Here is a 12,477-nt window from a genome sequence, read left to right as displayed (position 1 = left end):
TAGCTTCATGAATTTATTGTACGTTACCTACTATCCGAAGAGCGATGCAACAAAGCCCACTGGGATCCAGTTTATTTCATCATGGACATTATTTTATGCTTCTAGAATCCGTTGTCCATTGAATAATTTGCAAATACTTTTATATCTGGATTCCAGTGTCACGCACTGGAATGACACCATTATTGGAATAAATCAAAAATGATTCCCCGCTATAGCAGAAAAGAAATGTCTTCCATTTGGGAGGAAAATAATAAATTTAATATATGGCTTAAAATAGAAAAATTAGCGTGTGAAGCTCAAGCAAAGTTAGGAGTGATTCCGAATAATATTGCTGAGAACCTCTCTGGTGCTATTGAATTTGATGTTGAATGTATCAACGAAATTGAATCCATTGTAAAACATGATGTTATAGCTTTTCTGACATATGTTGCTGAAAAAGCGGGAGTTGATGTTCGTTATCTTCATTATGGAATGACAAGTTCTGATGTTTTGGATACATGCCTTGCGGTGCAACTGAAAGAGTCCTGTGATATTTTGCTCGAGAATCTAAAAAATTTACTTGCAGCATTGAAAAAAAAAGCTGAGGACTATAAAGATATTGTTTGTGTTGGACGCAGTCACGGAATGCATGCAGAACCAACAACTCTTGGAATAAAATTTGCCAGATTTTATGCTGAATTTAAACGCAATTATCAGAGATTAATTAGCGCGCAAAAAGAGATCTCAATTTGTAAAATATCAGGTGCAGTAGGCAATTTTGCAAATGTTGATCCGTTTGTTGAAGAATATGTAGCGAAAGAAATAGGACTCATACCTGAAATCATATCGTCTCAAGTCATTCCTCGTGATAGACATGCTATGTTCTTTTCAGTTTTGGGAGTGATTGCAAGCTCAATAGAAAATGTTGCTGTTGAAATTCGTCATTTGCAAAGAACTGAAATCGGCGAAATTTCTGAGCATTTTTCCACTGGGCAGAAGGGAAGCTCTGCTATGCCACACAAATGTAATCCTATTTTAAGTGAAAATCTGACTGGACTCTCACGTTTAATACGCAGTTATGTTTTTCCTGCGTTAGAAAATGTTGCATTGTGGCACGAACGCGATATATCACACTCGTCTGTGGAAAGATGCATTGCTCCTGATGCTTGTATAACAATGGATTTTGCTTTAGTGCGATTAACAGATTTGATAGATAAATTGGTGATCAATAAGGAAAACATTGAAAAGAACTTAAATTCTTCAAAAGGTTTAGTTTTCTCACAGCGTGTATTGCTTGAGTTAGTAAATAGTGGTTTGGCGAGGGAAGAGGCGTATAAAATTGTTCAGAGCAATGCAATGAAAGTGAAACAAAACAACAGTGATTTTCTGGCCGAATTGAAACAAGATAAACCCTTACTTAAGGTTATTAACTCGGAAAAACTTGAATCTTTGTTTGATTTGAAGTATTATACGAAACATATAGATCGTGTGTATAATAAGGTTTTTAATTAGGCTGAGTAGCTCAGTTGGTAGAGCAGGAGGATCATAATCTCTTGGTCGGGGGTTCAAGTCCCTCCTCAGCCACTCGAACTAAACTATGTTTAGCAAAGCAGTGCTATTGGTGAAACCCAGTGTCAGTTACTTGGAATGAGTTGTATATCCACTCAGGTGAGGAGACAATGGATAAGAGATTGTGAAAAGGGTTTAGCTTTTGGCCTATGATCTCTTTAAATGACAGAATTTCACTACAAAACTTAACTTTCTTCTGTGCAGCTAGCTAAGTCAAGAAAGGTGAATCTATCTCTTGTTGTAAACGCAAGATCGACCACTTTACAATATTGTTCTTTATTCCAACCGAGGTGCTCTGGTAAGTGTGGAATTGATAGATCTTCAAATATTTTTTGCAGGTGTTTTGCAGGTAGTAAATTTTGCTTAATTAAACTGGAAATATTATGCCATTCTTTACAAATAATCTCTTGGATTTTTTGCTGCATAATTTGCTTCTGTTCAAAAGTTCTTACAAATTCGATATTATCAAAGCACTGAGTTATATGTTTTACATCTAAAGTGGTCGGTTTGATAATCGGGTTTTGTATTGATAATATCTTTTCCTGCAAATTAGCCATGGTAATCGTCGTAACAGCAATTTTTTCGCCATGTAGTAAGGAATGATCTCTTGTTACCATTTCCATTGCGTGAGCTATCATATGCTCTCCTTGGCTTGCAGAATAGCTGCCTTTTGATATTACCATTCCAAGTCCTGAAATTAGTAGAACTTCCATAAGTAATAGGACCACTTTTCTACTTCTTTTAGTAAGCGCCGTATACTCTCTTAGCAAAATTTGCTCCAAATCGCGAACAAGTGTAAAAGGTAATTCATTGTATTCTGTGCCAAGCAACAAATGAGATAGTAGCCAGTCAGCCTGAACTGTTGAACGACAAATGAAATCTGCAAATCCGCTTAATGTGAGACGCAGTGGTGCATTGGCAAGTATGTCTATATCTATATATACTGCTCTTGGAAGATGTGCTTTGAACGATTTTTTATATCCATTTACTAATATTGAAGCATTTGCAGAGGTATATCCATTCATAGAAGCGGCTGTTGGGAACGATATATAATCTTTTTTCTCGAGGTAGCTTGCATATTTGCAGATATCGTTAACAGTGCCGCTACCAAATGCAACTATTAAGTCACTGTCTTTTGCTTTGTTTCTAACTAGATTTACGGTTTCAAGAGAGGCAGCTCTGCTTGGTGTCATGCAAGTAGCTGACACTGGGATCCAGGAAAACAACTTATGGATTCCAGTGTCACGCGCTGGAATGACAGGTGGAGCTGGAATAATTAAGTTAGGAATTTTATTAAGTACGTTTTTGTTTAAAAGTTTTGCTGTATTTTTATCTGCAACTAGAAAGACGTCATTTCCGTGTCGTGTGCATATTTCATAGATATCATCAGCAAGGTAGTAATCTGTTATTACTTCCCTTAGAAAAGTTTGTTCAGTTTGATGTAATATTTGTTTTAAATAGTGCATAGAGTGTTTACAATATAGCAGTATAAGTATTTTAAGATTGACATGAAAATTGACCCTGTAGAGCTAACTAGGAAATTGATCTCTTTTGAGAGTATAACACCAGAAGACAGCGGGGCAATAGAGTATATAGCAACAATCTTCAAGAAGAGCGGCTTTGATTGTGAGATTTTAGAATTTGGTGATAAAGTTAAAAATCTTTATGCGAAATATATAAATGGAGTACCAAATTTGTGCTTTGCTGGGCACGTTGATGTTGTACCACCGGGTCAGTTAAAAGATTGGGCATTTGGTCCATTTAATCCAGAAGTGAGGGATGGAATGCTATATGGAAGAGGGGCCGCTGATATGAAAAGCGGAGTAGCTGCATTTATTGCTGCTATGGTAAATTTGATTGCAGAGAAGTTTCAATTTAATGGTTCGATAAGTGCATTGATTACCAGTGCTGAAGAAAGCATGGAAGAATATGGAACAAAGGCAGTTTTGGAATGGATGAAAAATAAGCAGAAAAAGATAGATTTTTGTGTGGTTGGCGAACCAACCAGTAGTAAGAAATTAGGTGATACCATAAAAATAGGCAGAAGAGGTTCTGTAACATTTGAATTAATTTGCCATGGAAAACAAGGGCACGTTGCCTACCCAGACCTAGCAGACAATCCAATATATAAGGTAATATCGACATTGAGTAAGGTAAAAAATACTACTTTTGATCATGGTAATAAATATTTTCAGCCTTCACATTGCGAAGTTACTACTATCGATGTTGGAAATAATACTAGCAATCTAATACCTGGCTCAGCAACTACACGTTTTAACATTCGATATAACAATGAACAAACACCGGGTGGCTTATATAAGCTAATTGATGAAATATGCTCTAGTGTAACCAACGATTATAAGCTTTTTATGCATAGCAGCAGGGACGTTTTCCTCTCTACTCCCGATAGGAATACTGATATTATGCTTGATGCAATAAATAAATTTACCAGTATTGATGCTGCGTTGAGCACAAGTGGTGGCACATCTGACGCTGCGTTTATCAAAGATGTTTGTCCAGTGATTGAATTTGGTATAATCAACAAAACTGCACATCAGATAAACGAATGCGTATCAGTAAACGATATACACAAGTTAACAGCTATATATAAGGAATTTATAGAAAATTATTTCAATCCCACTAATAAAATATTGAATCAGGTCAACGTGGTTAGTAATATACCTAGTGGTCCATTGTTAGCTTAGATGTAATCAGATCTCTTGCATAACTGTTGTTTGAATAATGATTTGTATCATTCCAGCAAAATGTGTCAAGTAAGTTTTTTCGTTTCTATAGCTACTTGGATGACAAAAGAAGAAATACTAGACTTTATACCTTTTGCACTCAAATTCACATAAATCATGAATTATGCACGTTTCACACGAAGGTTTCTGTGCTTTGCAAACATATCTACCATGCAAAACTAGCCAATGATGAGCATAAAGCAGGTATTTTTTGGGAACCACATTTAAAAGAGATTGCTCTGTTTTAAACACATCTTTTTCTTTCACAAGCCCAATTCTATTGCTCACTCTAAAAACGTGAGTATCAACTGCCAATGTTGGAATGCCAAGCCCCGAATTTAAGAACACATTAGCGCTCTTTCTCCCCACTCCAGGCAAAGACACCAAATCATCAAAATTAGTAGGTACTTTGCTGTTGTATCGTTCTACCAATATTTTACTAAGCCCGATTATATTTTTTGCTTTGGAATTATATAAACCAATACTGCTTATGCATTTTTTCAGCTCACTCTGCCCAAAGCTCAGCATTTTTTCTGGCGTATCAGCGATATTAAATAGTTCTCTTGTAATTTTATTAACGCTTACATCAGTTGTCCGCGCTGATAAAACTATCGCAACCAGTAACGTAAAATGATTGGTATAATTTAGCTCTATTTTTGGCGCAGGATTTGATTGTTGAAACTTTTCAAATATTAGTTCTACTTTTTTTGAGTCCATTTCATTTACCACACCTCTTTTAAATATTTAAACAAAGAACCCCTCTTTCCCATCATACAAATACAATTTGTCCATTCTCACCACGTCAAAATTGTGTTCTTCAAGTTTGATTAGCAAGTTATTCACATCACTATTTGTAATAGCTTGCTTTTCATTATTTGCGATAAACCTACAGGTTATTTGATCACTTGAAGGTTTTGAGTTTCCTGGCCAAATCGCAAGACCTTTTGAGTATATTGCTATCATTTGCAGATTACTCGATTCAAATAACCTAACTATTTGGTCAAAGTTGCTGGATTTGTCCCAAGCAAGCGCTATATCACTACCTACTAGCTTTTTGGTTTTATAGTCCTGTTCATAGCTATTTTGTATTTCACTTATTTTGCTATTTGTACTGCTACCGACTGTAAGCTCAGATAATGTTTTCGGTTTTTTTCCTAGATTATCTATAACGGCTTCTGCAAATTCTTTGGTACCAATTTTCTGTTTACTCTTTTTCTCTTTATATAAATCGGCGGCATGTATTCCATCCTCCAAAGTCTTGAGCCATGCATCGTAAATTAGTTTTGCAGTACTCACTTGACTGATGTAGACCAACATATGCACTGCAGCATTCAAAAGTCCAGAAGGATTAGCTATGTTTTTTCCTGCAATATCAGGAGCAGAACCGTGCACTGCTTCAAACATTGCATATTCATTACCTATATTGCTACTTCCAGCGAGTCCAACAGATCCAGAGGTTTGCGCCACAATGTCCGATAATATATCGCCATATAAGTTCTCGGTTACTATAACATCGAAATTCTCCGGTTCTGTGGCAACACGTGCCATCCCAATATCGACTATATAATGTTCTGCCTTTATGTCCGGGTATTCCTTTGCAATACGATCAAACGCCGCATGGAAAGTTCCGTCAGTCATTTTCATTATGTTATCTTTAGTAAGACAAGTTACCTTCTTTCTACTATGTTTTTTTGCATATTCAAAAGCGTACCTGCATATTTTTTCTGAGCCGGATCTAGTAATAATTTTAGTGCATTGGTAAGAGTCACCAGTGAGCCTGTGCTCTATTCCGGTGTAAACGTCCTCTTCATTTTCACGTATTACTACGATATCAAACTTATCGAATTTATTTTCTATAACAGGATGATATGAAATGCATGGTCTGATATTTGCATATAACCCTAGGTTCTTTCTGAGCGCTACATTTAAGCTCTTGTGGCCTTTACCTTGAGGAGTTGTTGTCGGAGATTTTAATAATATTTTTGTCCTTTCAATTGATTCCCAACCACTTGGAGAAATTCCGTGAGACCATTCTTTACTGTAAACACGCTCACCTATTTCAATAATATCTATTGAGATTTTCGCTTCTGCTTCGTGCAATATCGACAGCACCGCTTCCATAATTTCTGGTCCGATACCGTCGCCATATGCAACTGTGATTGGTGTTGACATAACTTCCCTAACTGTAAATGATTTAATGTTAATTCAAATAATAGAGTGACACAAGTAGCTAATATTACCCAAATTAGTATATTTACGGTTATTTAATAACGTATTTTTATATTATATGATGATATTATGAAATATAGGTGGGTTATGAATACTGAAATAAATGTTAAAGTAAATTATGTAGGGTTTGCAAGGCGTATTGTGGCAGAAGTACTTGACTTTCTCATATTTTCTCCTGATTTTATCTATGTTGTATTTATGTTATTAAGTGATGAAGATTTTGTTCAGGAAATTGAACAACTAGTAACAACAATATCACTTGTAGCTTATATAACGATCTCAACATTAGTACTAACAGTATTCAAAATATTAATGATAACAAAACTTAGTGGTACCCCAGGAAAACTATTGTGTGGTATGCATATTAAAAATGCTAATACATTTACAAATGCTACCCTAGTGCAAGCAACAATAAGATGTATTTCTAAGGGAAGCATCTGGATTATTTTTCGCTTTTTGCTTCGTCTGCATTATCATGGTTATACTTTTCTATATCTTTTAACTGTGCTAATTTTATTTTTGTTTGCAGTATTTGATCAACGCAAACAGACTTTTTACGATAAAATTGCAAAAACAGTAGTGATAGACTATAAATCTAGTTGATATTTTTCTTTATAGGTAGTACATGGATAAAAAAGTAAACTACTCAACGATGACAAGACGTACTCTAGCATTTATAGTTGATTGTATTTTATTTATCGCAATACCATTTGGTTTAATGGCGGTGGGTTTCTCACTTACACACGCAATACAAGGGATCATGGGTGCAATAATTGTAATCACCACGATTGTATTTTCTTTATTTTTAATGATACCATGTATATTTCATATATTCATGCTAGTAAAATTTGGCGGCACTCCAGGACACTTGTTATTTAGCATGCGTGTAAAAGACAAAGATACATTTGAGTCAATCACTACAATGCAAGCAATGAAAAGGACTATAGCTCTTTTTATAATTTATTGCATATCACTTTGTAATCCTATTTTATTCTTAGCTATACTAATCTTAGTTTTAGTATGTGCAGTAGGTGATGAACATAAACAAGCTTTTCACGACAAAATTGCAAACACGGTAGTGATAGATTATAAACCTAGTTGATATTTTCCTTTAGCTGTCTGCCACCAAGGGTGTCATTCCAGTGTCACGCGCTAACTTAAGGTAAATTGCCAACTTAACTATAAATATATTTTGGTAAATCCAAACTATTTTAGCTATAAGAGCGTTTTACTTTTTGCTCAGCATATCCATCATAACTGGCTTACTTTTAGTGATTCATGGAGTTAAAAAAGTCAGCATTGCTCTTTGTTAAAAGTAGTTTGTCACGTAAAAATTCCATTGCTTCAACGGGTCCCATAGGATTGAGTATCCTACGCACCACCCATATTTTATTTAGTATAGCCTTATCAACTAATAGCTCTTCCTTCCTTGTTCCGGATTTTGTAATATCAATAGCTGGAAATATACGTTTATCAGAAAGTTTTCTATCAAGTATGATCTCAGCATTTCCTGTACCTTTAAACTCTTCAAAAATAACTTCATCCATTTTTGAACCAGTCTCTATAAGAGCTGTGGCGATTATAGTTAAAGAACCCCCATTCTCAATATTACGAGCTGCTCCAAAAAAGCGTTTTGGTCTCTGCAGTGCGTTTGAATCTACACCACCAGTTAGAACTTTCCCAGACGAAGGAATAACCGCATTATAAGCACGTGCAAGTCTAGTAATACTGTCAAGTAGAATTACCACATCTTTTTTATGCTCAACCATTCTTTTAGCTTTTTCTATTACTATTTCAGCAAGCTGTACGTGACGGTAAGCAGGCTCATCGAACGTAGAACTTACTACCTCACCTTTTACAGAACGTATCATATCTGTTACTTCTTCAGGTCTTTCACCTATAAGTAACACTATTAATTCTACTTCAGGGTGATTTATAGCTATAGAGTTAGCCATTTGCTGAAGCAATACAGTTTTTCCTGTGCGAGGTGGAGCAACTACTAACGCTCTTTGCCCTTTTCCAAGAGGAGCTACTATATCTATAGCACGCATGCTTAAGCCTTTTTTATCATCACCATTATTACACTCAAGTACTATGCTTTCCTCAGGATAAAGAGGAAGCAAATTATCAAAATGGACGTACTTTCTTAATTCACTTACTTCAGTAGAGTTTATACTTTGAACCTTAGTTAAAGTAAAATATCTCTCTTTATCACCAGGTGGCCTTATTTCTCCATATGCCATATCTCCTGTACGTAAATTAAACTTCTTTATTTGCCCGTTAGAAATATAAACATCATCGGTACTTGGGGCATAATTTGCACTTGCTGAACGTAAGAAACCAAAACCATCAGGCAACATTTCCACTATTCCACTCCCTGTGGTTATGCCTCCTTCTTCACTCATTTTTTTCATTAAGCTGAATATTATTTCCTGCTTTAGCATTCTACCATTGCTTTTACCGTTAGTTGAAATTTTTCTTTCTTCAGCTAACTCTAACAATTCTTCTGCTGTTTTCTCTTTTAATTCGCTCAGATCTAATGTTTTTCTGTTTTTCTCAGTACCTTCATTGACCATCTGTTTTACTGTATCGTTATTGTAAATTTGCTCACTTTTTTCAGGTTGAGCTGTAACCTTTCCTTTTGCCAAAACATCTTCATTGATTGTTGTCATAATCCTCGAAAAATTTTAATTGATGCTTACTAACCTAAAATGTGACTACAAGATAATAAATTAGGCTGAGTTAGTTTCAGTGCGTACTAAGCTTAATTATCATTAAACCCCGTACTTTACTTACATTATACTAATAAACACTAGCAAGTCAAGTTAATTTAATGTTAACAAAACACAAAAATTTGAGGATTTTCAATAGCTATTCTTTATATTTTTTTAACCTTTCTTGCTTCTCCTCTTCTACTTTTGCTTTTTCCACTTCTGCTTCTAAATTTTCTTGACTACATAAGCCGAGTAGTACAGGATCTTGGGGTTTTATATTTTGCATGTTATGATGAGATCCATCTCTTACCTGCTCAACTGTGTAATTTGTTGTACTAATTAATTTAGCTATAACGTTATCGTCCAAGATAGGAAATTTTTTTACTAAATAATAAATCGCATCAGGTTTATCTCTACGTCTTGCCGTAGAGGCAAAGCCAAGAATGCTACCAATCGCTTTACTTCTTTTTTTTATATTTTTTATAATCAAATTTGGTACACGATTTGAATTTTTTTTGCAATCATCGATTTCTTTTTCAGTAATTATTCCAGAAATAATAGGGTTATATTTTTCTACTTCTATTTCCTCATCAGCTATGTCTTGTACTTCTTCAAGGGCCAATCTGCAACATTGTGCTATTTGATTAAAAGTTAAACCAGTGTTGTCTACTAACCAAGCAGCTATTTGCACTAGAAACTGTTTATTTCTATCGTTATTGCCCTTAGAAGATTCGATTGACATCAAAAAAGCATCTCCCATTTAAAGTATCCCTTACTGTTATACAGAGCTAAAATATAAACTATTAAAACTAAAAAAGCATTAATTTTGTCATTCAATAACTTTTTGTTTGTCACTTCCCACCTCTTAAGTTAATTAAATGCGCTTACCTTTGAGCATATTTCAAACAAAATATTTCCCCTTCCTAAGGTATAGTATAACTCAGTTAAACATATGTTCCTATTTAAGATTAGAGAGTTAAATTTTAAGTTAATATATTGTAATATTATATATATTAGCTAATAAAGCAACAGGTTTACAAGCATTAAATTATCACTATTCTATAATTAATCATTAATTAACTGGGTTTAAAATGAATGTTAAAAATTTTTTCACTAAAGTAACCGTTGTCCTTTTAGCTTGCTTGTTAATCTTCATGGGAATTGGCAACCTTTTATCAGGTGATGATGAAAAAGAAGAGGTAGCTAGGGTTGGAAAAGAAGTTATAACGTCAGATGAGTATAAATCACTATATCAAAATTATGAAAAGCAAATTTCTGGATCTGATGCGAGTAGAGAACAAGTAAAAAAGCTGAAATATGATTTGCTTAACGCACTTATAGAGCAAAAACTATTGTTTAACCTAACTAGTGAGCTGGGGTTGACAGTTGGAGAAGAATCTATAAAAAACCATATTAAAAACACCAAATACTTTCAAAATGATAAAGGTGAATTTGACAAAAATAAATTCTATGAAACGCTAAATGACCTGCATATGACAGAGAAAGAGTATATAGCAAAGCTAGAGAAAGTCCTGCCTGCAATGATGTTCATGACTTCATTATTTAAAGATAATTATCCAGTAACTTTTGGCGAGAAAATTGATGGGCAGATATACAAAAGTCGCTACCAAACTAGAGTAGTTGATATTGTTAAAATAACTGAAGATGCAGTTACAAACATTCCTGAACCAGATGATCAAGCCTTACTTGATTTGTACGAAAGAAATAAATCCCATTTTTATTGTCCTGAGTATCGAACTGCGCAATATATTTCCCTAGGCCAAAAGTATTTTGAAGATCAAATCAAGATCTCAGATGAAGAAGTTGATGGTATAATAGAACAACAAGAACTTAAAAATCAAAGAGATATATTCAATGCAATATTTTCTACCAAAGAAGAAGCTGAGACAGCAAGAAGAGCATTTGAGGAGGGTAAAACAAGCTTTGAACAGATAGTAGAAGAGTTTGGCAAAGCAAAACTTGAGGAAACTAGAGTAAATAATATAACTAAGGATTTTTTACCAGAAGACGTGAGAGAGAAGGTATTTGCTCTTAAAGTAGGTGAAGTAAGTGATGTTTTAGCAAGCAGTTTTGGTTGGCACATAGTAAAAGTGGAAAGTGCGCATCAAACCTCTGATGAAGACTTAGTTGATTTAAAAAAAGACATAAAGTCAGTTCTAACTAACCAAAAGTCTTTTGAAAGAGTCAATGATTTCATAAACCAAGTGAACTATAAGATATACAATGGTTCAGAAATTGAAGAAATATCGAGTGAATATAATTTACCTATACAAACTATTGGTCCAGTAGATGCGAGTGGAAAAGATCAAAGCGGTAATAACGTAGGAGATTCTGGTGATTTGATTTCTTTCATTTTTTCGCGAGAAAAGGATCAGAAAGGTTATTTTAAGGGCGTTGGGGACGCTGTTGTTAGTGTAAAAATCGTCGATATCGTTCCACCCAAATTGCAAAGTTTTGAAGAAGGCAAGGCATTAGCGGTAGAGCCTTGGCGTAGTGAGTTTATAAAAGAAAGAATGTTTAAACTCGGGCAAGAGGTTGCAGTTCAACTAAGAGAAAAAACAGATTTGGAAGAAATTCAAGGTGTGGAATTAGTTAAAGGTCAGCAGATGCACCGCAATAAAGTGGATCAACAAAACTACCCCTTTTCTTTTGTAGAAGAGATTTTCAATATGAAAACAACTGGTTCAGTGACAGATCCTATTCAATACAATAATGAAATTATAATAGGTGTTCTAAAAGAAATGCATTCATCAAATGGCAAATTAAACATGCTTGACACCGGAAAACGTGTGATGATATCGCTAAAAGAGCAATTAATTAGCTATCTGGAATCAAAGTATAAAGTCGAAGTTAATCACGCTATACTTGATGATATATAATCAAAAATCTTATAAGTTGCTTCAAACGCATCCAGTGCCCAGACACACAACTGTACGAACATTGCGATTTGAGAGCAATCTTCACTAGAAAGGATGTCATCCCAGTGCCCAGACACTGGGATCCAGGAATTTTATTAAGTTGGTAAGCATAAAAGTAGCCGTTTTATGTTAAAATACAACGTTTTAATGATTAAAAAAAGGCTGGATTCCAGTGGGCTTTGTTGCATCGCTCTTCGGATAGTAGGTAACGTACAATAAATTCATGAAGCTATCTCAAACTTAGCCATGCCTATTTCAGTAAATTTGTTAAGCAAATAACACTTGAGTAGCAGTTCCTTCTCA

At 34.7% G+C, this 12,477-nt stretch carries 11 protein-coding genes and 1 tRNA gene; 7 read left to right on the top strand and 5 right to left on the bottom strand.

Going from position 1 to position 12,477, the window contains the following annotated elements:
• Nucleotides 1-7: 7 nt before the first annotated feature.
• The 3 genes from OZD63_RS02820 to OZD63_RS02810 all read left to right on the top strand — a co-directional run bounded on the left by OZD63_RS02820 (nucleotide 8) and on the right by OZD63_RS02810 (nucleotide 1,563).
• Nucleotides 8-202, top strand: a complete 195-nt coding sequence (locus OZD63_RS02820; protein ID WP_274979686.1) for a hypothetical protein — start codon at nucleotides 8-10, stop codon at nucleotides 200-202.
• Complete coding sequence (purB, locus tag OZD63_RS02815) at nucleotides 199-1,491, top strand: adenylosuccinate lyase (protein WP_038250082.1); 1,293 nt, start codon at nucleotides 199-201, stop codon at nucleotides 1,489-1,491. The genes OZD63_RS02820 and purB overlap by 4 nt, the downstream gene beginning before the upstream one ends.
• A tRNA-Met gene (locus OZD63_RS02810) sits at nucleotides 1,491-1,563 on the top strand. The genes purB and OZD63_RS02810 overlap by 1 nt, the downstream gene beginning before the upstream one ends.
• Nucleotides 1,564-1,733: 170 nt before the next feature.
• Here OZD63_RS02810 and OZD63_RS02805 read toward each other — a convergent pair.
• The gene (locus OZD63_RS02805; RefSeq protein WP_275008060.1) at nucleotides 1,734-3,014 is read right to left on the bottom strand and encodes an iron-containing alcohol dehydrogenase; all 1,281 of its coding nucleotides are present in this window, start codon (nucleotides 3,012-3,014) and stop codon (nucleotides 1,734-1,736) included.
• A 42-nt stretch (nucleotides 3,015-3,056) separates the two neighbouring features.
• Here OZD63_RS02805 and dapE point away from each other — a divergent pair, with 42 nt between their 5' ends.
• Nucleotides 3,057-4,253, top strand: coding sequence for a succinyl-diaminopimelate desuccinylase (gene dapE / locus OZD63_RS02800; RefSeq protein WP_274979683.1), 1,197 nt, complete (start codon nucleotides 3,057-3,059; stop codon nucleotides 4,251-4,253).
• Between the two features lie 117 nt (nucleotides 4,254-4,370).
• Here dapE and nth read toward each other — a convergent pair whose 3' ends face one another.
• Nucleotides 4,371-5,009: an endonuclease III gene (nth, locus tag OZD63_RS02795; RefSeq protein ID WP_006279797.1), complete on the bottom strand. Its 639-nt coding sequence runs from the start codon at nucleotides 5,007-5,009 to the stop codon at nucleotides 4,371-4,373.
• A gap of 27 nt (nucleotides 5,010-5,036) precedes the next feature.
• Complete coding sequence (icd, locus tag OZD63_RS02790) at nucleotides 5,037-6,464, bottom strand: isocitrate dehydrogenase (protein ID WP_274979682.1); 1,428 nt, start codon at nucleotides 6,462-6,464, stop codon at nucleotides 5,037-5,039.
• A 144-nt stretch (nucleotides 6,465-6,608) separates the two neighbouring features.
• On the opposite strand from icd, the gene OZD63_RS02785 reads away from it, so the two are divergent.
• Both OZD63_RS02785 and OZD63_RS02780 read left to right on the top strand, forming a co-directional pair.
• The gene (locus OZD63_RS02785) at nucleotides 6,609-7,124 is read left to right on the top strand and encodes an RDD family protein (RefSeq protein WP_275008059.1); all 516 of its coding nucleotides are present in this window, start codon (nucleotides 6,609-6,611) and stop codon (nucleotides 7,122-7,124) included.
• Nucleotides 7,125-7,146: 22 nt separating this feature from the next.
• A complete protein-coding gene (locus tag OZD63_RS02780) occupies nucleotides 7,147-7,623 on the top strand; it encodes an RDD family protein (RefSeq protein ID WP_006279800.1) in 477 nt (158 codons plus the stop codon).
• A 166-nt stretch (nucleotides 7,624-7,789) separates the two neighbouring features.
• Here the strand turns inward: OZD63_RS02780 and rho are convergent, their stop codons facing one another.
• Nucleotides 7,790-9,193: a transcription termination factor Rho gene (rho, locus tag OZD63_RS02775; RefSeq protein ID WP_274979680.1), complete on the bottom strand. Its 1,404-nt coding sequence runs from the start codon at nucleotides 9,191-9,193 to the stop codon at nucleotides 7,790-7,792.
• 199 nt (nucleotides 9,194-9,392) lie between these two features.
• The gene (locus tag OZD63_RS02770; protein WP_275008058.1) at nucleotides 9,393-9,995 is read right to left on the bottom strand and encodes a cell cycle transcriptional regulator TrcR; all 603 of its coding nucleotides are present in this window, start codon (nucleotides 9,993-9,995) and stop codon (nucleotides 9,393-9,395) included.
• Nucleotides 9,996-10,326: 331 nt separating this feature from the next.
• On the opposite strand from OZD63_RS02770, the gene OZD63_RS02765 reads away from it, so the two are divergent.
• Complete coding sequence (locus OZD63_RS02765) at nucleotides 10,327-12,135, top strand: peptidylprolyl isomerase (protein WP_274980126.1); 1,809 nt, start codon at nucleotides 10,327-10,329, stop codon at nucleotides 12,133-12,135.
• Nucleotides 12,136-12,477: the final 342 nt, after the last annotated feature.

It is taken from the genome of Wolbachia endosymbiont of Drosophila leontia, assembly GCF_028981785.1.
GTDB classification, from domain to species: domain Bacteria; phylum Pseudomonadota; class Alphaproteobacteria; order Rickettsiales; family Anaplasmataceae; genus Wolbachia; species Wolbachia pipientis.
Note: the sequence above shows the minus strand (reverse complement) of the source record. Positions and strands in the feature narration are given on the sequence as shown.